This is a genomic window from Bacillus sp. FJAT-27445, from assembly GCF_001510665.1.
Lineage (GTDB): Bacteria > Bacillota > Bacilli > Bacillales > Cytobacillaceae > Bacillus_D.
This window is the reverse complement of the sequence record NZ_LMTI01000001.1, coordinates 306679-332568: the sequence shown is the minus strand read 5'-3', so window position 1 is coordinate 332568 and position 25890 is coordinate 306679. Positions and strand designations below refer to the sequence as shown.

The following is a 25890-nucleotide window of genomic DNA, read 5'->3' as shown; positions in this document are numbered from 1 at the left end:
TTGATTTATTGGAGACACTGAGGGAAACCGGGAATTTTCTGGTTTCCCCAAGGTGTCATTAAAACCTATTGAATATTTTCGCTAATAGCAAGTAATGCTTTTTCAAATGCCTCAACTGGTGGATACGTGATACCGGCACCAATCATTCCAACCCCCGGCTCTTTATGGGCAATCGCGGTGTTAATAATTGGCTTAATGCCTGTTTGCATTACTTTACGGACATCGATTCCTGTTGGGATTCCCATGAAATCCAATAATGGAATCGTTACGTTTGGATTTTCAGTCGTTGTAATTTCTTTCATTTGGGTTGAAAAGCCGATCGCTTCCTCAACCGTGCCGCCTACAAGAGCAACGATCGCAGGAGCTGTCGCCATTGCAAATCCGCCAATGCCATATGTTTCAGTAATCGCACTATCACCAATATCCAACCCGGCATCTTCTGGCTTGTACCCTGCGAACATTGGGCCGACAACCTTTTGGGCAGGACCTGTAAACCAAGTGTTTCCAGCCATACCGCTGACACGGATACCAAATTCGACTCCGTTACGCGCCATAGTTGTAACAACAGTGCTGTTTGGAATTCCGTGCGCAGCATCCAACGCACACTTACACATAGCCATCCATGTTGGACCGGAGAAATAGTCGCTGCTTGCAACGAACTCGAACACTTCTACCTTTTGCTCTGTTGTGAAGCTTGTTTGTAAAATGTATGGCGTCAACGCTTGGATTAATAGAGTTGTACCGGCAACATTCCGGTTATGGCACTCGTCTCCCATATGAAGAGCTTGTGCAAGCATCAATCGCAAATCAATTCCAGTTGGATGAAGTTCCATTGCTTCTTTTAAAATTGGTCCAAAGACATCGCGCATCCAAATTAAACGATTGACGACACTTTCATCATTGGCGCCCATCCGTAAAATCTTTGATAGCTGCTCACTCAAGTTTGTATAAGCGATGTTTCCGTAAGTCTTATTTTCGACGATGTGCATGTACATGGAAGCTGAAGTTACCCCGGCCATCGAACCAACACAGTTATGCTCATGGCATGGTGCGAACGTGATTTCTCCTGATGCCGCAACTTTGTACGCATCCTCGATGTCTTTAGCCAAACCTTCAAAAACGAGAGCCCCTGTAACGGCTCCCTTCATCGGGCCGCTCATATTTTCAAATGCAATTGGAGGGCCAGCATGAAGAATTGTTGTTTTTGTCATACCCGGAACACAGTTAATCGCTTGATCAAATCCAATCAACACTGGCTGGGAATTAACAATTCTTTCAACAGCAAGTTTATTGGCTTCTTCAATTTTTTCAGCAATGGCTGGATTTTCAAGGCTATCTAAAGCTGCAATAATTTCCGGCTTCCCGCCGCCTGGCGGTTTCCATTCGAGATGAGTTGCCTTGGCATTTTGTTTTAAAATATCATCTTTGAAAAATTCGATTCCTACATTGATAGCATGAATGTCAGATTTAAAAAGTTCATTAATTTTACTCACAATTATTCTCCTTTCACAACGAATTCACGAGCTAATAACCCGGTGTTTTGGCTGCTGGATGCATGTGTTGCCCCTGAAGCTACTAATTTATCAATTTGTTCCTGATAGTTTTGCTGGTCTAGCTCTGTTCCAAGAATGTACCCGAGAATTTCCAAGTGTCTTCCCTCTTGTTCTGCTTGTTGTTTTGCTTCGATAATGTGTGGAAGCATCACGCCAACTGGATCTTCGTGTGAACCAAAGCCTAGAACGAAATCCATCACGATAACCCCTACAGACGGATCCTTCGCTTCTTGCTTGAATCTTTCAATACGAGCAGTAGGATCAATCATTGGATGTGGTTTGCCCTGGGTAAATTCATCGTCACCAAAATCGATGAATGTATGCTCCTGGCTAACATTATTATCCTTTAAAAGATAATCCGGGTTCTTTTGGATGTTGCTAAAAACGTTATCGAACTTTTCCATCGCTGTATACATGGCTTCGTCGCATAAAGTTCCGCCACAGAATAGGCCGCGAATGTATTTTTGTTCAGATGTTAATTTTGCACGAACCTCATGAACCAATGGAATGTTCAGTGCTTTTTTATTGATTTTGCTTTTATCTACCCCTGTTAAAAGCACAGCCTTAAGCGCAGCCTCTTTGGACATTTTTGCAAAATGGCCGCCCGCTTCTACCACTTTTTCTTCGTTCCCGCCAATAAACCACACGACAACTGGCTTTGTGCACTGTTTAATTTGAGCGCAAATTTTGTCTTCCACACTTGGTGCAGGTGGCTTGGAGACTAAAACGATCACCTTAGTTGCTTCGTCGGCTTCCAGAGCACGGATGCCATCAAGCATCATAATCCCGCCAACTTCTTCGCTCAAGTCACGGCCGCCAGTACCGATTAATTGTGAGATTCCGCCGCCGAATTCATGAATACGGACACTAACTTCCTGGCTGCCTGTTCCGGATGCACCAACGATACCAATGCTTCCTTTTCGAACCGCATTTGAGAATGCCAGGCCAACATTGTTGATAATCGCTGTTCCACAGTCCGGTCCCATCATAAGAAGACCTTTTTCATGAGCAAGGTTCTTTAACGCGATTTCTTCCTCAATGCTTACATTGTCGCTGAAAAGCATTACGTGAAGTTCATTTTCAAGTGCTTTTTTTGCTTCCCTGGCCGCATAAGCGCCATTTACAGAAATAACCGCAAAGTTCGCTTCAGGAATGCTGGTTGCAGCGGATGAAATCGTTGAATATTTCACTTCCCCTTTGCTTCCTTTTGAAGTATCTTTTTTTGTCATTAAATCATTGATTGCTTTGAAAGCGTTTTCGCACAACTCATCAGTTGCTGCTTTTACAACAATCATCAAATCACTTGTCTTCGCTTCTTCAACTTCCGGGGTCATTAATCCAACGTTGCGGATAACCTCTTTGTTCATTTCCGTTCCCATTGCGATGATGGCCTGGTCAACGCCTTCAACTTGGTTTGCCTTCGTTGATAAGGCCATTAACGATACGGAATCAAAATATGTGTTTGGTTTAATTACTACTTGTATAGTCATACTTGACCTCCTGCTTTCATATTTGCTTTAGACTGTTCGGTTAAAAGAACAATCCAATGATTGTGATTATCCTGTAAGTGTCACTTCCCTTTGAATAATCCAACTACAATGACAAAAAGCTTTTCCAACTGTTGTACCTTTTCGGGAAATCCTTTACATTGTTAGGAAAGCAATTTGCTCTACACTTGTTATTTTAGACTGCATGCCTAAATTACACATTGTTTACGAAAACCAAAAAAAATCGAAACCGATTGGGCAACGTGCACAATGGTTTGTGATCACTTTATGACATGGCCGTAGGGGAAACCTGGTACAAGTTTATGATTCGATAAATATTATTATTATTAAAAGATTTGGAAGTAGGGATTTTTGGTTTTCAAATTGGGGGGATTTGTATGAAGAAGCAAACTGTTACCTATAAAGATGGAAGTCATTTTAAATTGAAAGCTGACTTTTATGGAGTAAACAAAAATCAAGCTCCTGTTGTGGTTTATATTCATGGCGGAGGTTTTATTTGGGGCTCCAGGGAAGATATAAGCGAGGAATTACTAAAGCTGTTTTTGGACAATGGTTTTGCTGTTTTTTCGATCGATTACAGGCTGGCGCCGGAATCCAAGCTTACTGACATACTCGAGGACGTGGAAGATGCTCTTCGCTGGCTAAAGACAAAGTGTGTGAACCAATTCTCTATTGATCCTGAGCGGATAGCAGTTGTTGGAGGATCTGCAGGTGGTTTTCTTGCGCTTAGTACCGGCTTGTTGAAAGAGAAGCCACGGGCTATTGTTTCTTTTTATGGGTACGGTGACATCAGTGCAAAATGGGCTACCGAGCCAAGCGTCTTTTATCGCCAGAAGGAATTAATACCGCGCGAACTTGCTTTGGGGCTTATATCAGATGAAATCATTTCGGAAGGCCCTATCGAAAAGCGTTACCTTTATTATCTCTATGCAAGGCAGCAAGGCGTCTGGGTCAATGAGATTACCGGTTTCAATCCTGCTTTAGATCAAGTGGAGCTTTTACGGTTATCTCCCATTCATCAAGTGAATCAGGACTTTCCACCAACATTATTCCTGCACGGCACGAAGGACATCGACGTTCCTTACGAACAATCCGTTTTTATGAGAGCCGCCTTAGTGAAAAACGGAGTACCAGCCAGGTTAATCACAATACCAAATGGTGAGCATGTATTTGAAAAAAACTTCAATGACACGGTTGTGCGGGAAGCACTTGGGGAGGTTGTTGGGTTTCTTAAGGAACAGGTATGTGTTTGATTAAGTTAGTATTGTACACATATTTACGTTATAAATTTTTAAGGGCAAACCCAAAGGGCAGTAGTTAAGAAACTATTTAACAGGTACTAAATCATGCTATAAAGGAACTGCATAAAGTGATTATTCTTATGAAGGTAGGTAAAACGGTTAAAATACTTTAAAACGGTGATGGTAACTCCTCATATACTCCTTCCAGAAATAACTTTTCCAAAGAAATAATAACTATAGAACTCTGAAACAAAAACTTTATTTTCATTGGCTAGGGACATTTATTTGAAAGACTACAATAAAAGAAGACCCTGTCCGCAAGGGTCTCCTTTTAACTTAAGCCTTATTCTTGTTGTGGTTCATTGTCGGTTTCTTTCTTTTTCGGGGTTTTCATAGGCTTGGCTTTCTGCTTCGCCTTTTTCTCCCAATATTTACGGTTCTGTTCCTCGGTTACCCAAAAACAAATTTTATCCCCGTTTTTAGGATATAGGATTGTTCCGTCTGCCTTTCGTACAAACCTTGTGCAAATTAATTTCATACCTACATTGTTTTCCATTGTTGGTATACCTCCATTTTGTTTTTATCTTGCGGAGGCAACCACGGTATGTTATATTTTAATCATCTAATAAACATTTTTGCGGACAGTGTTATCTGTTCATACCGTAGGTTGTCCCCGACAAGGACATCTACGGTCTTTTTTTTGTCCTTTTTTCATTCAATACCCCTTTCCTGTTTTTTCGCCGGCTCTATCAATCTAATAATATAGGAAAGAGGAAATTTTCTGCAGAGTCACAAAGAATAGACCACTTGCTATATTAGATTCTAGGACTAAGCTTGGCGAGTAATCCTTTTAATAAAAAAACCTATATTTTTTTAGCTGTCAAGGTATTTTTTACTGGAAACTTAAAAATACTTTTCGACAAAAATGTAAATTATTGAAAACCCAACAAAAATTAAATTTTACTAATCTTTCTATCATAGGAAGGTATATCGTACCCTTCCCTAAACCCAGCTAATCACAAAGCAATCCTTGATTACAGCCGCAGGAATGTACCACTTCTGCCATCTTTTTTACCACCGAGTGACAAAGATTGTACCAGTGAGTGACAAAACCTTTACCACTTCATACCTTTTGTATATCAAGAATAACATCCCTTTCAGAAATAGGGATGTTATTCTTGATATACAAACTTGGTTAACTTTCAATAAGATCAGTCTTCCGCACGGGCCATTTAGTTTAAAAGGCAGCATATTTAAACAGTTGCTTTCCGTTTCGGCGCACGCTTTCCGCGGGCACGGCTTCAGCCTCCTCGTCGCGAAGGACGCGCTCCTGTGGGGTCTTCAGCTCGCGCTGTTCCCGCAGGAAAAGTCGTTACGAAGAACGGCTTTTGCGACGAAGCGAAGCTTTGAGAGCACATCTTTGCTTTTCGGCGCCTGCACTACAAGCAACGGCAAGTACTACAAATAAAGCGTCCATTCATCAAACTGGCCATGTTATTGAGTTACTCGACACATGTGGCAACAGATGTGATGCCGCAAACGTTTGTCAATTCCTCTGTTGATTCACTGACTGGAATGTCCTGCGGAGTCTACGACATCACGAGCAAGCCGCAGGCCACGAGCGAATGAAATAATGAAAGAAACTCCAAAAACTCACTACATTCAAGGGTTTTTGGAGTACCTTTTTTAGAAGTCAACCTTGCACGGGGTGGTCTTCATTTCATAGATATTTTGGAACGTAAGGATATGCTTTGTCTTCTCGTCATCATCCTCTGTGTGGAGGTACGACTCCACAAGCCTGTACCCGAATACGAGAAGGATCAACTCATAGACGCAATTATCAGCGATATGGGATACATCCACATACTCCGAAAATCCTTTATAATACGCAGGGACGCATCGCTGGTAGTATTCGACCATGTGATTGATATCCGATTCATCCGCAATCAGGCTTGCGAGATCTTCTCCCAAGTAACCCCATCCGGATGTGTCCCAATCAATGAGCGCGATTTTCCCGTCGGCATAGATCAGGTTGGTCACCCAGAAGTCCCGGTGGCAAAGCACGAGGGGCAGTCTTTCGATGCGGGCTAGTATCTCGTCTGCCTGCTTATCGATGTCGATAAGCATTTGCCGTAAGTGCTGCGGCAATTCGCAGTCTTCCGAGCGTATATAATTGTAGACGACCGGCCATGACCGGTAATGCAGATACGTATTCTTCATGAGATCTGCATGGCTCAGGTTGTTCAGGCTATGCAATACAGCGGGCTGCTCCATATACAGTTTGCCTTGATAGCGTCCTAACTCCAGCGCAGCCTGTTCATACATGTCACCGGTCAAGTCTAAACCGGTTACGCCATCGATATATTCCAGCCACAGCTGGAATTCATTTTCATCGGCCTTGATCTCGGCGTGATAACATGTCGGCCACCGGAAGGCATCCGAGAAAGTCGCTCCCAAGTCAGACGCATATAGATCATATTCCCGTCGCCATGAACCTGGATCTCCGTAACGCTCCCATTTCTTCTGGATTTTTAGTACGATACGGTATGGCAATTTTTCACCATCCGCGGTTTCGGCGATTCCCGTTATTAGGTATACATTTCCCACCGTTCCGCCCTGTAATTGCGTGGTTTGGCAGTCGGCATAAATGATATCCATCTTGAACTGTCGGCTTAAGGCATAGATCAGCGTTTCGAGTTTAATAATCATTTCTTCCATCCTCCCTTTCTCTTCGTTTGCTTGCTCTGCGTGGCGATCCTTTTATTTCGAGCCCTCTTGTCGATGGGGTATTTCGTTTTGCCTTGGACATACTTGTTCTCATGCCGCTGGGCAACATATTGATTCCACCGTTCAAGCGGCAACGAACCATCAGCAAGTGCAGCAAGAACTGCACAGCCCGGCTCGTTCTGATGACGGCAATCCTTAAATCGGCATTGTAGGAACCATTCCTCCACATCGTTAAAGCTTGCACGTATACCATCATCGGCATGAAATAGCCCAAGCTCACGCATACCCGGCGTATCGATGACCATCGTACCGGAGGGGAGCATGAACAGCTGACGGTGAGTTGTCGTATGTCGCCCTCGGCTGTCATCCTCTCGGATTGCCTGAACCTTCATTACGTCCTGTTCCATCAACGAATTGAGCAGAGACGTTTTACCGACGCCGGACATGCCGAGAAAGACGACTGTTTTACCAGGCATCAAGTAGGGATTGAGTTCATTTTGCCCAACGCCTGTATGACTGCAAATTGCGTGAACAGGAACATCAGGGATGCTTTGTGTAACTTCTGTGAGCGCGAGATTGTAGTCTTCCACGAGATCAGCCTTGGTCAGAATGACGACCGGCTGGCCGCCGCTCTGCCTGGTTTGTGTCAGGTATCGTACGATACGTGACACGTTGAAATCCCAATTCAGAGAAGAGAGGATGAATACATAGTCAAAGTTGGTTGCAACGACCTGCTCCCTTATGGTTTTGGCATAGCCTGCAGCATGCCCTGAGTAATTCGCACGTGAGAATTTAGATCGGCGGGGCAGAACTGTAACGATGAGAGAATATCCGCTCTCGTTGTAGTGCACTAAGACAAAGTCACCGACACACGGAAAGTCTACACCCGTTTCCGCGCTGTGATAGAACGTTCCTTTAAGTACTGCCGTTACTTCGCCGTGCTTGGTCACGACAGTGAAGCGCTCGCGCTGAAGTTCCTTCACCCTGCCGGGCAATAATCCGTCGGGAATTGCTTCTATTTCTGTGTAGCCATAGGTATTTAAATCAATCATGGTTTTTGTTAGGCTCCTTTAATGTTGTTTTTTGGACGCAAAAATGCCACGGACAAGCAGCCTCTAAAGAAGCTGCTGTCGCGCGGCATTAGGACGCAAAAAAATACGACCTTCATATCGTATCTCGCAAACAGCAATATTCACGAAAGGTTACTTTGGAAGGCATGCCGAATAATACGGGCGTTTTCCCGCTTTTTTCGCGTATGCCTACTATTCAGTTTAAGACCAAACCACCATATAAGTAGTTGCCATTAAAAACATCTCCCTTCGTGTCAGGAACTTGCTTATCGCTAAGCTATCTATAGAATAACCTATTTTTGAAAAAAACAATACCTGACAGCGCATCCTGACGGTGCAGATTGTGTCAGCTTGCTCCATCGAGCCTGTCTTTGATAAACAACTTGCTAGTATCACAAGTCAGTGTGGGCGCCTCCTCAAGTTCTTTGATGGAAACGGCGTCGATGACGACCTGTTCATCGAACGACTCAGCGTAATAGTAGACAATCAGGAGCGCTTATTCTATTGGATCAGTTGGTACAGACCAAGTTTACTTAAGCATTAAGGATAGGAATGTATGATAGTATTAATTACCAATAGGTACTCTCTGTTCTACAAACGGGCGCGTTTGTTGAAGATCATAAGCCTAATTCCTCATTTAAGATACGGTGGTGTTAGGCTTTTTTATCCTTCAAAATTCTTAACGTTATCCCCATTGGTAAACTCAATTGGCAACGAGTGGTAAGTCTTGCGGCAATCGCTGGTAAAAAACATGGCGTAAGTGGTAAAATCCTTTGGCCGTAATCAATCCTGATCCTACTTGCAAACCCGTAACCATCACCTTTTTAAATGGCTTAGTTAAATTAGACTTTAGATTTTTCGCTTAACAAAGGGAAGTTGCTTGGAATGAACATCAGGGACAGGCATCTTTTATCCATCACGAGGATGCTCAATTTCCGTGGGGCGTTTGGTGAGCATGTAGCAGTAGAGTACCCACAACTCCAATCCTAGTGCTATAAATTAAAATTGACATTTAACATAGCCTTATTAATAAAAGCATCACAGAGGGAACCTTGTTAAAATCGTTCTCCAACAATCTTATGAATATATAGAAAAAACCGCACGAGTAAAACTCATCGTGCGGTTAATCTTGTAAAGTTTGACGGACTGCATGGGAAGTGCCCCCCACCTGACCTAGCATGTAGGTCACAAGCGGTTTTGAAGTTTGCTCCATGCCCAATGGAATATCTTCTATTTAAAGCAAATTCTTTTCAATTTCTTTCATTTCATAAAAATACCCTTTTTTCTGCATGAGATCTGCAAATGTTCCGGACTCGATAATTTTACCCTGCTCCATGACAATGATTTGATCCATTTTCTCTATTCCATTGAGGCGGTGGCTGACGAGAATCAAGGTATCATCCTTTGCTTGGTCGAAAAGGTGTTTGTAGATGAACTGCTCGGTTAATGCATCGATGGATGATGTGGGCTCATCTAAAAACCAGTTGCGCTTTCCTTTCAGCAAGGCGCGAGCGATAGCCAGTCTTTGTTTTTCACCTCCGGAAAGATTTTCTCCTTTTTCAAATACCGGATATTCCAACGAAAAATGGTCAAGCTTTACTTTCATTAGAGCAGCTTCCATTTCGGCATCAGTCAAATCATCCCCCGCTAACTGCAAATTGCTACGAATCGTTCCATAGAAAAAGTGGTTTTCCTGCAAAACAACATTGGCTTCACTCCAAAGGTTTTCCTGGCTGATATCTGAAATTGATTGATCATTAATGCGAATATCGCCTTGATTAACAGGAACCATTTTCATAAGAAGATAAAGCAATGTTGATTTTCCAGAACCGCTTGGACCAACAATGGCTGTTTTCGAACCCGCTGGCAATTGGATTGTAATGTCATCCAAAGCTTTTCTCCATTCATTTGGGAAGGTATACGTGACAAGTTCCATCTCGATGGAAAAAGCCGTATTATAAGGAAGCTCACCCTCGTTGTCCAGCTCCTTTTCGGCAGTTTCTTCCTCGCTAATGACAGATGCTAAACGCTCTGCCGCCCGGCTGCTATCATTCAAATAGATTGGGAACACAGCCATTGCAGCTGCATCCTCAAAAACAGTAAGGGTAATCATGACAAGCATCGCGAGAAAGATTCCATCCATTTGGCCGGTAGAAACAAAGTAAGCTCCGATTCCTAAAACAGCCCATGCAATGAACAGCGAAATAAACGTATTGGTGGATTTACTGAAGGCGATATTGATTTCCTCGGTTTCCTGCTCTTGAATATATCTTCTCGAGGTTTCATTGATTTGGTCCTCTTGTTTCTGCAGCTTTTGGTAAATTTTCAAATCACGAAAACCGTGTAAAAGTTCGGTCGCTTCGGTTGACAGCTCTCCTCTTTCTTCTCTTACCCGGCTGGTGATTTTCCGAAGTTTCACCGCAAACAGTGCTGGGACAACAAAGGTTGTCAAAATTAATCCGATTAGTAGAATAACGGTTGTATAGATTGAAAAGTACATTGTGAATAAAATAGTACTCAGAAAAACCATCATCAAAACAATTGGCGGATAGAAAACCCGTAAAAAGTAATTCTGCAGTGTTTCAACATCACCGACAATGCGAGAAAGCAAGTCACCACTGCGGTATTTTTCAAAAATACCAGGTGCCAAAGGTTCCAGTTTTTCAAAAAAAGCTACCCTCACGTTACTTAAAATAGTGAATGTAGCACGATGAGAAAAGTAGCGTTCTGCATATCGTGTCAATGCCCTAATAAATCCAAGCAGCTTCACCGTAGATGTCAATAGGATTAATGCAAACAATGGCGGTTCCAGTGCGGCTTTTGAGATAAGATAGCCGCTCGCTGCAAAAAGGCCAACAGCCGCAATCCCGGCAATAAAGCCGGCAATAATTGAATAGAGGATATCCCTCTTTTCCTTCAGCATTAATTTTGTGACAATTGCTAAATGCTTCATTGAGCCATCCCTCCCTGCTGAATGGCAACCATTTCGCGATATGCAGGAACTTCATTGATTAAATGTTCATGCGTTCCTGCCCCAACAACTCTTCCATTTTCCAAAAATAGAATCAAATCCGCATTTTTAATCGTATGGAGACGATGTGCAACGGTGATCACGGTTGCATGCTGCGACAGTTTTTCAATGGATGCCTGTAAAATACGTTCCGTATGCAAGTCAAGTCCAGTTGTCGGCTCGTCAAAAAGAATGACGGAAGGCTTTTTCAGAAAAGCTCTTGCAAGTGCAAGCCTTTGTTTCTCACCGCCCGACAGCCCCCTCCCTGCTTCTCCGACGTGGGTATCATATCCATCTTCGAGTGATTCTACTAAACTAGCAATCCCTGCCTGTTCAGCCGCCTGTCTAATTTCGCTATGAGTGGCCCCGGCATGCCCGCCAATCGAAATATTTTCCGCAATCGTGCCTGAAAATATATAAGGGTGCTGCGAAATATAGGACAGTTCATTAAACCATTGCCCTTCCTTATAGTTTGTCAGAGGGTTGCCATTCACGATTATCTTTCCCGAGGAGGGAGGAATAAGGCCGGCAATAACATGCAGCAAGGTCGTTTTTCCGGAGCCTGTTGGGCCGACAATGGCTATTCGGCTATATGGCGGAAACTCTGCATTTATATTATTCAATGCAAATTCTCCCTCGCTATAACTAAAGTGTAATCCTTTTAATAGAATTTCGGGTGGTGTCTCGCCCTTCTCCAAAGGTAAATCTCCCCAACTGACGGGCGTCTGTCCTGTTTCTTGTAATTCCCCTTTTATCTTTTCCAACGCCCCCATACTGCTCCGGCCATTGTGGAAAGCAGTGCCAAGTTCTTTTAGAGATCCGTAAAATTCAGGTGCAAGGAGTAAAACAAAGAAAGCTGCAAAGAACGTAATTCCATCAAACACAATCATCTGCAGCGCAACTTCAAGGGCAATTAGACCAATACTCAGCATCGTAATCAGTTCCAGCATAAAAGAATTCGTGAAAGCCACCTTTAATATTTCCATTGTGGCTTCCCTGAAATTCAAGCTGCTTTCTTTAATTACGTCTTTTTGCTGCCTAGCACGTCCAAACAATTTAAGTGTCACAAGGCCTTGTAATGTATCGAGGAATTTACCGGAAAATTCACCGAGCTTTTCAAGCTGTTCTTCGGATTTCTTTTTCGTTTGGATTCCGATAAGGATCATGAAAATTGGAATAAAAGGTGTGGTAATCAGCATGATGAATCCTGTATTTGCATGTTGTGTAATAATCACGATAAGGATGAAGAGCGGGATGATTGATGACTGGACTACCTGTGGCAGGTACTGGCTAAAGTAGCTGTCCACTTCATCAACAGCATCCATGATCATGCTTACCTTTTTTCCTGATTGACCGCGAAATGAGGATAGAATGGGGTTTCGGATGTAATTGTTTAAAAGAGATTTGCGATAACCACTTTTCACCTTGGAACCCATGCGAATTCCTACACGCCGACTTAAATAGCTAAATAAGACCCTCCCTAATAAAATGAACAATAATCCCCCCAACATTGGAAAGATTTCAAGAAATGTCTGTCCTTTTAAAAACACACCATCAATAATCGCGACAAGCAAATATGCCTGCCCTATAATCATGGCACCTGTTAGCAAAGACAATAAAAAGAGGCTTATGAAACTTTTTTTGTGTGCCGAAACTAAAGCTTTATCGTTTTTCATTCCATGCCTCCTCATGTGAAGTAATCAATATTAAAAGTTTTACGGCCATAATAAAAACCCCCAAAATGAAATTTTGAAGGCTTGGGACACGTCTAGTATCGTTTTCCGGACTCACACGGTCTCCGGTACCATGCCCGCGTTTCTTTTCTAGAATCTTTATGTATGTACATTTAAGCTAAAGGCCTAATTTATATAAGAAGAGCAAGTTACGCTTTAATTTAGTATACCATTTTAAAATTCTAAAACTAATAAAAGCTATTAATCTGGTTAAAAGGCGAAAAGATAGTACCCTCCTATGGCCAAGTAGCCAACGAAGGTGGATTTGCTTTTGACTCAGGTCGCATGACTTTGCATGAGCGGCTTTCCATATCGGACTAAAACATGCCACAAAAGTTTTAACTCCTGAAGAACATCCTTGAAGACCCTCGCTCGAGCCAATTGTCAGGATTTCTGTGCAAGTCCATTAAGGCTAAACCAATTACACGTGCATTAATACAATTATTTTGTGCAATCAGTTTTGCCATGGAAGGCATTGACGGTCCTCTAAAGTCAGAAGGAACTTCTTCTTCCTTTAGAGAAAAGCCCCTATGCCAATATAATTTAATCGAATATGTTTGGCATAGTTTTTCTAAAGTTTCTCCTATTTCCGTACCTTTAAAGGAAGGATCTGCGACAAGAACCTCTACATCTTCTTTTAGTGAAACTTCACCCTGAACCTGGGCTTCGATGTAGTGATTAAGGTTTCGTTTTTGTTCTTTTGTAGCGGGGTCCTTTAACGGTTTCGGAAGATTTTCGATGAAAAAATTCACTAATTTGACTGGCGGCATGTCCCTTTCGCCAATTGTGTGTTCACTAGTAAATGCATCTTCCAACATGGCTGCCAAAATGAGGCTGAATTCTTCATAAGTACCTTTTTCCTTTGGATCTTGATGCGAATCAAGATAGGTAAACGTAGAACGATAAGAAACTTCGGGTTTTAAAAGAAAGTAACAGGAGCCAAAGCGTGGAGCTGGTCCGTCAGGTTGTAACATTACATTCAGTGCACCGTATTTTGGACGATGCTCATTTATAGAACCCTCCGTTTGATACGCTCCCCCAAATATCCTATTCTCCCAAAGGTCTCGCGCGCCACCAGGATGAGCAGAGACACTTCCATTTGATATCAGTGTTTCAAACTGGCTCTTATATTTTCCCTGCTCTCATAGCCCTTCGGCAACGCTTTTCATAGTTGAATCAGGCCGGTCAGGATGAAAGTGGAGCCCAATTCTTGCATTAGCTTTCAAAATGCAACCGCCTTTTCGAAAGTTTCAAATGGGATATTCGACATTTTTAAAACATGGTTTATTGTCTCGTCGGCTTCGTTCTTTTCTTTCCTGGCATAATCCGTAATATAGTCTAATGCCAGTTGCTGAGGACTAGTAAAATTTACCTTCTAACAGTCCGCCTTCATTTATGTTGTCAGATTCAAATAAATCGATAACTACCTATCAGAAATACTAATTAGTTAAAATACGTATTAATACATCCACATCTGGTAACCCGTATTCTTCATCAATTTCTTCCTGAGTAAGAAGGCTATTTATGATTGTAAAATACCAGACGAGGGACTAATTGTGGCACAAAGGATCGGTGGGCAACATCATTAAAAATGGACATGGCGCCAAGGAGCACGAGCAGGACCATTACCCAGCCAATACTTAGTACTTCTGCGACAGCCAAAAAGCAAATAATAGCAAATATAATGCCACTCCCCATATCTGTTATCACCAGTACAGTCTTTCTGTGAAAACTATCAACCAAAACCCCCGCTATTAATCCCAACAGTACATACGGAAGCCATCTAGATGCTGAAACCCAGTCAACATCAACAGCACTTCCTCCCATATTAACCACCACTAATACTTGCAGAGCAATAGTCGTAATATATGTGCCAAAGTTTGATGTTGTGGATGCAATCCAAAAACGAACAAAGCTTTTATGCTCCCTTAATTTCGTTGGGGGTTAACCTCTATTGCTATTTTAGCCACTTTATTCAATTCTTTTTACTTAACATGTAAACCTCCCTATGCATTCAAAACTAAATCTCCCCTACACTCTCCGCAGTTTTAATGGAAAGATATATGCTAAGTGCTCCGAGTATGCACATGACTGCAAGAATGAACTCCTGATCAAAATTAATGAAATATGAGAGTTTCGGTAAATTCATTATTAGTATTGAGCATATAACGGTCGATATTGTTCCTCTTTTCAAAATCCCAAAGAGAAAGAGTGGTATGAAACTAATCAAGGTAATTATAAGCGAACCGGAAATCATACTACTTAAAAAGGTGATCATATCTGAGTTAGTTGGCTGTCCGTTAATAAAAGGAAAAACCTGATCAAGTAAATAGGTTGTCAGACCTGTTAAGATAAAGGAAATCATCGCAGCAAGAAAGACAAAAAGTGAGATAAACAGCACTTTTGCCATAGACAACTTTTTTCTGCTAATGGGGTATCCAAACGCAAGTGAAATCGTTTTATTTTTATATTCATCAATGAAAACCTGACTGATAAGGGATCCCCCAAACAAGATGAAACCCATTTGTATATTCAAATTAAGATGTTCAATGGCCGCAGCATAGTTTTGCCCCAAAACTGGCATCGCTATTTTTATTAAAAACAAAGGCATAAACATAAGAATAAGCCAGTAAATGATGACTTCACTAATAACAGAAAGCTGCTTTAATTTTTTCCATTCTAATCGCATTAATTTAAACATTTTTTTCACCTCCATTAATTTGCTCATAGAAATAGTCTTCCAGGGAGCTAGTATGTTTTTGAATTTCTTCAATGCCAATATCATGGAGAATCAACAATTTGGAAATAACGCTTTGGGAATGAGTCAGATCATATACCCGAATCCTATTCCCATGAATCAATTTCATATTCGAAATATGGAGTTCGTTTTCAAGTAAAAAGAGTGTTTTTTGAACATCTGTTGTCAACAGCTCGATATAATCTGATCGTTGTTTTTGAATTTCTTCCAATGTCACTTCATTTAACAACCTTCCATTATCTATTACGCCAATCCTGTCCACAACCTGTTCCATTTCTCCTAAAATATGACTGGATAGGATAAAGGTTATTCCGTATTCCTTGTTAAGCAGTAAGATTAAATCCCTGGTATCTTTTATCCCGATCGGATCGAGACCATTTGTAGGTTCATCTAAAATAATCAGTTCAGGCTTGGTAATAATAGCTCTCGCTATCCCAAGTCGCTGCTTCATTCCTAGGGAAAATTCCTTTACACATTTATCCTCAATCCCTCTTAATTGAACCATATCCAGCGCTTGTTTTATTCCTTTTTCATCATAGTATCCCAAATATTCGCAATGGAGCTTCAAATTTTCTATCGCAGTTAAGTGCTCAAAAAAGATGGGATATTCAATAATACTTCCGACTCTCTTTAACATAAACTTCGAGCTTTCGGTAAGCTTCTGCCCAAATATTTCGATCTCTCCACTTGTTGGCTTCAATATTCCAGTGAGCATTTTCATAATCGTTGTTTTACCAGCGCCATTTTGACCAAGTAAACCGTAAATTTCTCCTTTATGAATCTGAAGATTTATATTGGTAACCAGTTCTTTTCCTTTTCGCTTTTTCGTAAGCCCGGTTGTTTTCACCACACTACACATTCTGATTTCTCCTTTCCTTTATCTATTTTCATCATAAGCATCAAGTATATCTTTTTTCTTTCTCAATCCTTACAAATCTCTTAAGTTTATTGTTGATAGCAAAAAAGAGGCCGTTCTACCTGAACACCTCTCTTGGATCGTATTTAATACGTAATTCGATGGAAAGCACAAGTAAAGACCGTTTTTTCATAAGGTATGCTGCTTAAGTTAATGGAACCTTTCATTGCTTCGACTAAGTGTTTCGTTATGCTTAATCCGAGCCCACTTCCTTGAAATTCTGGATTTCTCGCATCATCCAGAGTATATAAACGTTCAAACACCTGCTCTTGATGTACCTTAGCAATACCTTTCCCTTTATCCCAAATGTCAATCGCAATATAATCCCCATCTTCCCTTACGGCTAACCCAAACACCCCTCCATCATTTCCATAACGGATGGCATTTGAGATTAGATTGCTTAAGACCCGATTTATTGCTTCTTCATTTCCTAGAATGTAATGACTTAGTTCTGGAATGTTCACTTCAACCTGAAGATTTTTTGATTGCAGCAAGCTATAAAACTCCAGCACATTTTTCCTGCAAATTTCATTAATAGAAATCCTGCTTAAAGGGATTGAATAATCGCCAGAATCGAGTTTTACAAGATCAAAAAATTGATTGAGCAGTGCTATTACGTTTTGAGTTTTATGATGAAGACGGTTCAGGACCTGGCCCCGTTCTTCCACACTCATACTGTTGTCCAGATTTAATTTTTCAACATAACCTAAAATTACGGTTAAAGGGGTTTTTAAATCGTGAGACATGTTAGACAGAAGTTTTCGTAGGCTTTCTTTCGTTTTTACATAGTCCGCAATGACTTGTTGGTTGTAATCTAAAAGACGGTTAATTTGAATGAGGAATTGTTTAATGGCTTTCTGATCCGTTTGAATTAACACTTTTTCGGAAGTCTTTTGTTCAATTATATCGAAGAGTTTTTTTTGTATTTCGTTAAGATCCCTTTTCATTTTTCTCCTAAAATAAAATTGCACTCCAATAATCACAAGTAAAACAACTATAACTATACTTAATAAGAGGATCATAAGTTATTCACCTAATTTATATCCGATTCCCCATATCGTTCGAATGTATTGCGGGTTGGACGGATCATCTTCTATTTTTTCCCGAACTCTTCTAATATGTACGTTAATCACATTTTCATTACCATAATAGTCATTTTCCCAAATGAAATGGTAAATTTGCTCCTTTGTAAACACTCTGTTCTGATTGGTCATAAAAAGTTTTAAAATATGAAATTCCTTTGATGTAAGGTTCACGTTCTTCCCCTTAACAACAGCTGAAAAGGTTTTTAAGTCAAGAGAAAGCTCTTTAAAATGAAGGATAGTTGTCGGAGTTACATTCTCTGAAGGAAGATATTGTGTAACCCTTCGAATTGCAGCGTGTACCCTTGCGGTTAGTTCCACCATAGAAAAAGGCTTGCTAATATAATCGTCTGCACCAAAACCAAGACCTAACGCTTTATCCAGATCACTCCCTTTGGCTGAAATGATCAAGACTGGAACTAAATTTGTTGTTCTTATTTGCTTTAGAAAATCCATCCCACTTAACTTAGGAAGCATTAAATCTAGTAAGATTAAATCTACCTCATTTTCTTCAAGAAGAGCCAACCCCTCTTCTCCGTCAAATGCAGTTAGTATCGTAAAATTCTCTTGTTCCAAGTGGCTTTTAACTAATTTACTAATCTCTCTGTCATCCTCTACGAGCAGAACATTCTTTTGCATATTATCACTTCCATTCCTTTTTTGAGTATTACCCAATTTTCCATAAATGGCAATATTCATTCTTTTTCTTACAACATACCCCTATTATCTTGTATTCTCATTTCCCCAGCGTAAAAAACGAAAATTTGTAAACAGAATTTTAAACAAATGTAATCCAATCTATCAACTAATGAAATGTTATTATGGGATAATATCTACTGCCAGTTAAAAAGATGGCAACCCCTTCAGTTTTTGATTCATCATATTAAAAACTGAAGATACGCCTATTAATTTATTTGTTTAGTTGAGCATGATATTTATTATTCAGCCCAGGTGGTGCAAGTATGGCAGAAACAAGAAAGAGAAAAAAGATAAGATGGATGAGAGTAACGACTGCCCTTCTTCTATTAAGTATCTTTATGGTTGGTCTTTTTACTGTATTTCATTTTATAGAAGGAACGGTAAAAAAGGTTAATCAACCATTAAAAAAAGTTGAAGCAAAGCATTCGTTTCAAGGGGAGAAAAGTAAAAAAGACGCAGTAAATGTTCTTTTACTAGGAAGTGATTCTCGTGGAGAAAAACAAGCTAGAACCGATACCATAATGATAGCTCACTATAATCCCAATACTCATCAGGCAAAACTTATTTCGCTTATGCGTGATATGTATGTATCCATACCGGACCATGGAGAGCAAAAATTAAATGCTGCTTATGCATACGGAGGACCTGAATTATTAAGGAAGACCATTCAATTAAATTTTGGTCTGGATATTCATCATTATGCAATTGTCGACTTTAAGGGATTCGAAAAAGCTGTCGACCTACTCATTCCCGATGGAATTGAAGTAGATATACCCTATGAGATGTCTGAAGGGATCGGCATGACTTTAGAGGAAGGGAATCAACGACTTCATGGCAAAGAACTGTTAGGATATGTTCGTTTCCGTAAAGATCGTTTAAGTGACTTCGGCCGGGTGCAAAGACAGCAAGAAGTCGTCTCAAAATTAAAGGATGAAGCTGTAAGCCTTCAAAGTGTCGCAAAGCTTCCTGATCTAGTAGGAGTTTTACATACATACATCGATACAGACGTTGACACTGCTACACTCTTGACGATTGGAAAAGACATTTTGACCAATGAAAGTGGAAAAATACAAACAATCCGTATCCCGGAAGATGGCAGTTTTACAAATGAACGTCATGAAGGCATTGGAGAAGTACTAGAAGTGGATTTGGAACAAAATAAGGCAGCACTTGATAGGTTTTTAGGAAGAGGAAAAAGTAAGCCTTGACCATACTTCCGATTCCTATAGCCCTAATGTTTTTTTATGGGTAGGGTAAAGTAGGCTGTTGATTTCAGTACCAGGCACTCTCTTTCCTCTAGCGTTCGGTGAGCCCGCATGAGTCGATGACCTCTGCCCAGTTAGTAGGTAATATTGACCTTTGCCTTTTAAATAAAAGCATCCCATACAAAACCATTTTAGAAATCGTTCTCCAACACTTATGAATATAAAGAAAAAACCGCACAGGTGAAAAGATTCACTGTGCGGTTAACAATTTGGCGGGACTTTGTGGGAATCGAACCCACCTGACCTGGCACTCAGGTCACAAGCGGTTTTGAAGTTTGCTAGCATCTGTTTTTCTAGTACCTTCATGTACCCAGAAATACTGATGCTTTGTCAAAATCTACTCTTATGAAAGTGCTGTCACTCCCCGAATTCTGTCGAATAAAGGACTAGAATAGGTGAAGTTACAGGCACTTTTTATTTATTCTTGGATTTATTTTAATACAAGCTTCGCCACACACTCCAAAGTGCCCAGTACTCCCCGAATTCTGTGGGTTTTTTATCCCGGCTACTTCTTTACCTTATTAAATCTTCGCACCTTTCTTATTTTCTTAACTGCTCTAATATACTTGGATCCTTGATTTTCATATCCTCCGCAAGCATCATAACCTTTGTAAGGATTTCCGCTGTTTTTGGATCTTCATCAAGGAATGGAATGAAGATTTTCCCCCTATGCTGAGAGTGGACAGGTAGAATGTACAGGTTTCCACTTGCTTGCTTGTAGGCCATGGCGCTTCCTAAATGGACACCATATTCCCCAAGGCTTCCTTTTATTAGAGCAAAATTCCCTTCGATTCTTACATTGGTAATCTTCATCAATCTTAGAGATTCCTTTAGGATGGCTGCTCTCATTTCAATGGTTGTTAGGCTAGCTTCTGGGTCAACTCCTCCAACATGGGCAACACTTACGACCAGGTCCACATCTCTCATTGTTTCAGAAAAGATGATTTTTGGAATTTTGCTTAACTCTATGCTTTTATAAGTGTTACGGTCAAAGAATTCTACTGTTTCAAGTGTTGGGCTTTCAACATCAGAGGGTGAAAACCAGTCAGCAATTGCATAGATTTTTGCAATGATGTTTTCCTTGTGATAAACCTTTTGTAGTCCTTCTTCATAATTAACGGTCCACTTCCGATTTTTTAAGAGGGCAACAGCTTTCTTCGGCTGAATTTGGTGTCCTGCATATCGTCTGGATTCAGTGCCCGCTGATTCTTCATCTGCATTAAGTCGGTATAGCTCACGGAATACCTGTTTAAATGGCTGCTTAATCTGATGGTCAAATATGTACTTTTGGTAGTCACTCCAACTTCCGCCTTCATATAGGTGAACCGGGTGAGCAATGGTAACATTATCATCTGATTGAAGCTGATAGCTTTCCCCTGTTGGAGTTTGAAGCCGTTCTCCGATAAAGAAGCCCAGTTTGTCATCAACCTTAAATACAAGCTTCTTTACAAGCGGTGCAACAACTGGATTTTTCATCATATTGACTAGTTCCTGTAATGTGAATGGGGTTTCCAGCTCCATGGAACGTTCAAGCTCTGCTTTGGATCGGCTATATTGCTCCCTAAGCCCCGCGTTTATTTCTTTTAGCTCCAAGATGTATTCATGCTTTTTGTATTTGGCTGGGACGGATTTCAGTTCTTTATTGTTTCTGATGATTTTGATGTCTCCCTTTCCATTTACATCAATCACTACCTGAACCGTCATATCGTCAATCTCCACTGGCTCCAGGACGTGGATGACCTCCTCCATTTTAAATGCTTCCATATCCCACCGCAGTCTTGTTACATCCTTATACCCTGCATTTCGAGCGAGGTTATCTAGTGCAATCTCCACAATCTTTGCTTCACTAGCACGTCGCTGTGCCCCAAATTTTTTGCTTTCTTTTAAAAATTTCTGTATGAACTCGTAGCGCTCCAGTACGTCATTCTTGTTTACTGATTCAATCGGGATCAAGCTATAGCACAACAAATGATCCTTGTTCCGCTTCGTTACCACAGAGTTTTTCATATCCTTTAAAGTTAGCTTACCAAGTGTCGCATCAGCAAAAAGTTGGGCTCGGCGATGATTGGCACCTGCAGAAATATATTTTGCACAATCATATAAAATATTGAAGCGCTCCTCACCTAATTGCTCGTAAGCTTCTTTGAACCAATCTATGTCAAAAGCTCCATCATGGAATGACTGAGGTGTGATCGGTGAATAGTGCGCAACAATTGTTTCTTTTTCAGCAGAGAAAGATTCGTTCGTGTGTGCATGAAAATACCAGGCCGCGCTCTTTAGTCCATCCCACTTTAAATAGGCAGCTACAATATCCAGCCATTGTGGCGCGTACATTGCAGCTTCAAGTAAACGTTTGTCAGATATGTTCCTTTCTTTTACAAGCTGTGCCAGTAGTTCTTCGTTCTCGCCTTGTTTCGGGTGGCAGACTTTAAGCAAGTGGCTTAACGCTTCCTTCTTTGTCACATTCATAGTGCCATAGTAATAGAAATAGCCACGGACGAACGATTCGTTATCAAGCCCTGATAATATCGTTATTAAATATTCCATGCCCTCGTAATACATGATACCTGTTGCATGTGGAGTTACCTCTGTTTGGAGGTCACCACGCTTAAGTTCAATACTAAGGATACGGGCAACGACCCTGTCTTTTACCGGCTCTATGGAAGGGTATAATTTTGTGAAGGCCTTCTTCGGATTTGTTAGCTCTGTAATGTGATTTCTACTATTCTCTCTTCCTAATAGCTCTTTCATCAGTTCATTCTCGTCGATTAGGCGTAAATCAAATGCTCTGCCCAGCTCTTCAAGGTCAGGACCGTAACTTTTGAAATTATTGATAGTGTATAACCTGTACAGAAGCAGGAAGTAGATTTTATACGATTCATCATCATACACATTAGCCTTTGCCCATTCTAGCCATGGGAATACGATAAGTTGATACATTTGATGCTCCGACTTCCGCTTCTCCTCAGGGATAGCCTCAATAATTGTATGAAGCATCCCACTTCCTAAATCGAAAATGTCTTCTTTGTTCAGGTCCTGGAAATACCACGATACAATTTCCTTCATCTGCTCATAATAAAGAAGCTCAGGTGCAAAGGTATAAAAGGCCTTTACCTTCTCTAATGGATAAACAGTATCGAGAAACTCCTTACGCCAATCATTCGGCTTCTTATATTCGTCCATTTCCCAGTGGTTAATCTTTTTATATCGATACCGATATACGAGTTCTAATCTGAACATGGCATGAAGCTCGATCAGCTCAGGTGCCGTGAATTTTATTGTCTTAAAAAAGTCCTTCCAAACCTCTGCCAGTGGCAGGTCATCGATCCCCTCCCGCTTATCCTGTATATCGGCGTTACGAACCCGAGATAGTCTTGTGCCTACTAAGTACGTTTCCTTGTAACCATACCAATCGACTTCATATTCATGCTCGCGATGCTGGTGAATTAACTCGGAAAGGCCAGTAAGGATTTCCTGTATTCTTGAAATATCGGTTGAGAAGACCTTCCTGGCTTCGACTTTGGGGATATGGCCAGATTGTAACTCGTATTGTTTTTCTGGGTCGTATAAACCGAAACCATTCTTTAAGCTATGTTCCTCTTTTGTGGAAAGCTTATCAATTAGCAGCTTTTCTTTTTCAGTCGGAGCGTTGATAATCTTCCATTTGTCTTTTAGCCTCTTGAAATTTTCGGGTGATGCTTCTTTTAACTCTGAAATCATCTCGAGCCCGCTAACCCGCTGGAGTTCATTTTTGCTTATTAAAAGCCGGTCTAGTGATTCCTCCATTTTTTCTTCTTCTAACTTAAGTAAAAGCTTGATAGCACTTTGACGGAGGTTTCCTGTTTTTAATTTAAGGATTGCCTCAACTTTGTCTATTTCGTTGGGCATGAGGGTTAAATTCAGGATTCGTGTCATAGCTTTATCTCGATTCGTCATGCTTTTATCAGATAAGCATGAAAAAATATACTCCCGTTGAGCAGCGTTGGATGGATCGGTTGTAAAACAATCTAGTAAATAGCCTCTCGTTTCTGTGTTGTACATGTCTTTTTTCTCAATAATTTGCGCGATAAGTTCCTGGTCCATATCATAGGCAATCAGGTAAAGCATTTTCTTTACGATGATGTCGGCAGAGTACGCTACCTCCCAGCCACTGAAAGCCCTGGATTTAAGGCTTATTTCTTTATTGGGTGCATGATCTAGCATAGTTTTTAAGAGAGTGAACTGACGCAGACGCTCAGACCTTTCCTCAAGTGCAGGAATGCGTTCGAACTCGATTTTATGAATATACTGGTTGGTCTTACGGTTCCAGTTCCACGAAAAATAGCACTCGTATGAATAGTTAGCAAGCAGAAACATTTGGAGCTCACGGTCGGTTACATCAAGGTGCCTGGAGGCAATCGTGTACTTCAGCAAATTGTTATGGCTCTGGGATAACAACTGTTGAGCGACAACTTTTTGGTAGGTTTCACCATGATCCATCAGTTTGTTAACCTGGCGCTCGAGGTCCTCCTCCTCGATCACTGCACTTGCCCATAGACTAATGTAAAGCTTATTCATGTCATCACTCTTCAACCATTGCTTGCGGAGATTAGGATTTGTTAAACAATCATGGATGTATTGAATCATTTGCTTGGTGACGCGGGACTGCTCCGCTTCCAGGGATAAGCCAGTCCACACGTCGATTGCCCTAACTACGGAACTATATCGGATTAAGTTATTGTCAAGGATTGTGTTAAGCAGGTGGGTTGTTGCTGCCAGTGTACCCTCATCCATGGTTTCGACAATGCTTTGACGGAGGCCCTCTTGAAGCCTGGCTGCCAAAAGAAGTTCGCCGATGATGGTATAGGCTTCCTCACGATGGCTGAGCAGCATTCCCTTTATAGCCTCTCTAGTTAGGAGGGCTGTGTTATTGTCACCATAAATGGCCTCTTTTAGCGCGCTTAGTACGTCGTCGTTTTGTTGGTCCAGCTCATAGGCAATCAGGTCGCTTATTACCTGGTTGTTAATGTTATGGTGCCGGTTTGCAAGAATATCTTTGATGGTTACTTGGTGTTTTGCTAAATCGTGGAGGGAGGCGAACTTTTCAACAATTCGGTTTAGGTGGGCTGTTATATTTTTGGTGCGGAATGGTCTACGATCATAGCCTGTTGAATAAGAAAACTCGGTTGCGTGATTAATAATGTATTCCATGACCGTCGCGTGGTAATCGCCAAGTAAGTTCCGCGTTAAATTCACTAGCACGTTGAGCTTATCCTGGTCTGTTACCGCTTGATCGTTGAGTGTCTTAGTGAAGCGACGAATATGGCGGTCTTGATTATAGTAATCCGTTTGCATGAACCTTAGGATGTGTCTGGCTAACTTTTGTTCCTGTTCATCAAGGTTTTCAATCTTTGTTTCATAATCTCTTAAAAAAATTCCAATTGGCTCTAACATCATCTTCGTATCCTCCTATTGTTGCACCTGGAGATGGTTCTCCTGGTTCAATTTTGGTTCCATGGGAACCGTCCCTCTGGTTTTCCCTCTGGTTTTCAACCTACCACATCCGGCCCGTGAGCAAAGTCAAGCGTATGAACACAACTTCGGCGTTCTCTGTTACCTCTAGTGGAGTATCTAGCTCCTCGACTTCTTCGTCACTTATGAACACTCGGTATAATCCATCCTCAAAGGCTTGGATAGAGGTTTCAATTGCCCTCGTAAGATCTGCTTGCTTTTCATTATATAGTGCTTGAAAGCCTACTTTTCCGGCTTGGGCTTGATGTTCAATATCTGGGTTAGAAAGAAAATTTATTAGTGGCATTTCTGGATTGCCAACTTTGTTGTTGAACTGTTCGGCGTTTTGTGTAACGACTTGGGTAATGAAATCTCTTAGTGTGTTTGGTTTTTTTTGCAGTTCGTATGGTTGTTTGGTGATGAAGTTTTTACGTTTTGCCAGGGATTTCATTGATATGTAAATGTTCATAAGTAATCACCTCGGTAATTTTGAGTGGTTATAACATATTATAATATTTTCTCTATCCAGTATGGAATCCTTCTTATACTAAAATCCCCCGATAGCTACCTTTAAGTGCGATTACAGCCTAGAGTTATAACATTAATTATTAACTTCTGGGTTACCATTTCATAATTTGAGGCGACGGATATTATAAGTAATCGCTTCGCCTAAGCTATCCTTGCATTTTCGATCCCCGGTTTATTGACGCTGGCACTAACTTTCCCAGGGGATTCCGGTGAACACGCGGTAATCGAGTTCCCTCTTCTCCAATCAGAGATGCTATAAATTAACCTCGACTTTTAACAAAGGCTCATACTAACCCCTTTTTTTAAATCT

18 protein-coding genes and 1 pseudogene are annotated in these 25890 nt (G+C 41.0%); 4 read left to right on the top strand and 15 right to left on the bottom strand.

The annotated features are described in order from the left end of the window. Positions 1–65 precede the first annotated feature (65 nt). Both AR337_RS01585 and fdrA read right to left on the bottom strand, forming a co-directional pair. Entirely contained in the window at positions 66–1493 is a 1428-nt protein-coding gene (locus AR337_RS01585) for a DUF1116 domain-containing protein (RefSeq protein WP_059170254.1), read from the bottom strand. A gap of 2 nt (positions 1494–1495) precedes the next feature. Continuing rightward, entirely contained in the window at positions 1496–3043 is a 1548-nt protein-coding gene (gene fdrA, locus AR337_RS01580; RefSeq protein ID WP_059170253.1) for an acyl-CoA synthetase FdrA, read from the bottom strand. A gap of 395 nt (positions 3044–3438) precedes the next feature. Here fdrA and AR337_RS01575 point away from each other — a divergent pair, with 395 nt between their 5' ends. After that, positions 3439–4314, top strand: coding sequence for an alpha/beta hydrolase (locus AR337_RS01575; RefSeq protein ID WP_059170252.1), 876 nt, complete (start codon positions 3439–3441; stop codon positions 4312–4314). A gap of 331 nt (positions 4315–4645) precedes the next feature. Here AR337_RS01575 and AR337_RS01570 read toward each other — a convergent pair whose 3' ends face one another. After that, the gene (locus tag AR337_RS01570; RefSeq protein ID WP_059170251.1) at positions 4646–4858 is read right to left on the bottom strand and encodes a hypothetical protein; all 213 of its coding nucleotides are present in this window, start codon (positions 4856–4858) and stop codon (positions 4646–4648) included. A 543-nt stretch (positions 4859–5401) separates the two neighbouring features. Here AR337_RS01570 and AR337_RS01565 point away from each other — a divergent pair. Next, the gene (locus tag AR337_RS01565; protein ID WP_156424272.1) at positions 5402–5770 is read left to right on the top strand and encodes a hypothetical protein; all 369 of its coding nucleotides are present in this window, start codon (positions 5402–5404) and stop codon (positions 5768–5770) included. Positions 5771–5799: 29 nt separating this feature from the next. Continuing rightward, a complete protein-coding gene (locus AR337_RS23900) occupies positions 5800–5931 on the top strand; it encodes a hypothetical protein (protein ID WP_301335700.1) in 132 nt (43 codons plus the stop codon). Between the two features lie 57 nt (positions 5932–5988). Here the strand turns inward: AR337_RS23900 and AR337_RS01560 are convergent, their stop codons facing one another. The 10 genes and pseudogenes from AR337_RS01560 to AR337_RS01515 all read right to left on the bottom strand — a co-directional run bounded on the left by AR337_RS01560 (position 5989) and on the right by AR337_RS01515 (position 18237). After that, positions 5989–7011 carry an aminoglycoside phosphotransferase family protein gene (locus AR337_RS01560; protein ID WP_059170816.1) on the bottom strand — a complete coding sequence of 341 codons (1023 nt, stop codon included), beginning with the start codon at positions 7009–7011 and terminating at the stop codon, positions 5989–5991. Then, positions 7008–8081, bottom strand: coding sequence for a ribosome small subunit-dependent GTPase A (gene rsgA / locus AR337_RS01555; RefSeq protein ID WP_059170249.1), 1074 nt, complete (start codon positions 8079–8081; stop codon positions 7008–7010). The genes AR337_RS01560 and rsgA overlap by 4 nt, the downstream gene beginning before the upstream one ends. Positions 8082–9333: 1252 nt before the next feature. Further along, entirely contained in the window at positions 9334–11052 is a 1719-nt protein-coding gene (gene cydC / locus AR337_RS01550; protein ID WP_059170248.1) for a thiol reductant ABC exporter subunit CydC, read from the bottom strand. Then, the gene (cydD, locus tag AR337_RS01545; protein ID WP_059170247.1) at positions 11049–12785 is read right to left on the bottom strand and encodes a thiol reductant ABC exporter subunit CydD; all 1737 of its coding nucleotides are present in this window, start codon (positions 12783–12785) and stop codon (positions 11049–11051) included. The genes cydC and cydD overlap by 4 nt, the downstream gene beginning before the upstream one ends. Positions 12786–13118: 333 nt before the next feature. Further along, positions 13119–14190, bottom strand: a pseudogene (locus tag AR337_RS01540) (DUF3626 domain-containing protein). A 170-nt stretch (positions 14191–14360) separates the two neighbouring features. Beyond that, positions 14361–14708, bottom strand: a complete 348-nt coding sequence (locus AR337_RS01535; protein ID WP_253701486.1) for an MFS transporter — start codon at positions 14706–14708, stop codon at positions 14361–14363. Positions 14709–14862: 154 nt separating this feature from the next. Then, entirely contained in the window at positions 14863–15543 is a 681-nt protein-coding gene (locus AR337_RS01530) for an ABC transporter permease (RefSeq protein WP_059170245.1), read from the bottom strand. Beyond that, the gene (locus AR337_RS01525) at positions 15536–16459 is read right to left on the bottom strand and encodes an ATP-binding cassette domain-containing protein (RefSeq protein WP_059170244.1); all 924 of its coding nucleotides are present in this window, start codon (positions 16457–16459) and stop codon (positions 15536–15538) included. Before AR337_RS01525 ends, AR337_RS01530 begins: the two co-directional genes overlap by 8 nt. A gap of 143 nt (positions 16460–16602) precedes the next feature. Continuing rightward, positions 16603–17538: a sensor histidine kinase KdpD gene (locus tag AR337_RS01520; RefSeq protein WP_059170243.1), complete on the bottom strand. Its 936-nt coding sequence runs from the start codon at positions 17536–17538 to the stop codon at positions 16603–16605. A gap of 3 nt (positions 17539–17541) precedes the next feature. After that, positions 17542–18237, bottom strand: a complete 696-nt coding sequence (locus AR337_RS01515; protein ID WP_059170815.1) for a response regulator transcription factor — start codon at positions 18235–18237, stop codon at positions 17542–17544. Positions 18238–18560: 323 nt separating this feature from the next. Here AR337_RS01515 and AR337_RS01510 point away from each other — a divergent pair, with 323 nt between their 5' ends. Then, positions 18561–19505 carry an LCP family protein gene (locus AR337_RS01510; RefSeq protein WP_059170242.1) on the top strand — a complete coding sequence of 315 codons (945 nt, stop codon included), beginning with the start codon at positions 18561–18563 and terminating at the stop codon, positions 19503–19505. Positions 19506–20102: 597 nt separating this feature from the next. Here AR337_RS01510 and AR337_RS01505 read toward each other — a convergent pair. Both AR337_RS01505 and AR337_RS01500 read right to left on the bottom strand, forming a co-directional pair. Continuing rightward, complete coding sequence (locus AR337_RS01505; RefSeq protein ID WP_059170241.1) at positions 20103–24998, bottom strand: DUF4132 domain-containing protein; 4896 nt, start codon at positions 24996–24998, stop codon at positions 20103–20105. A 97-nt stretch (positions 24999–25095) separates the two neighbouring features. Continuing rightward, the gene (locus tag AR337_RS01500; RefSeq protein ID WP_059170240.1) at positions 25096–25521 is read right to left on the bottom strand and encodes a hypothetical protein; all 426 of its coding nucleotides are present in this window, start codon (positions 25519–25521) and stop codon (positions 25096–25098) included. Positions 25522–25890: the final 369 nt, after the last annotated feature.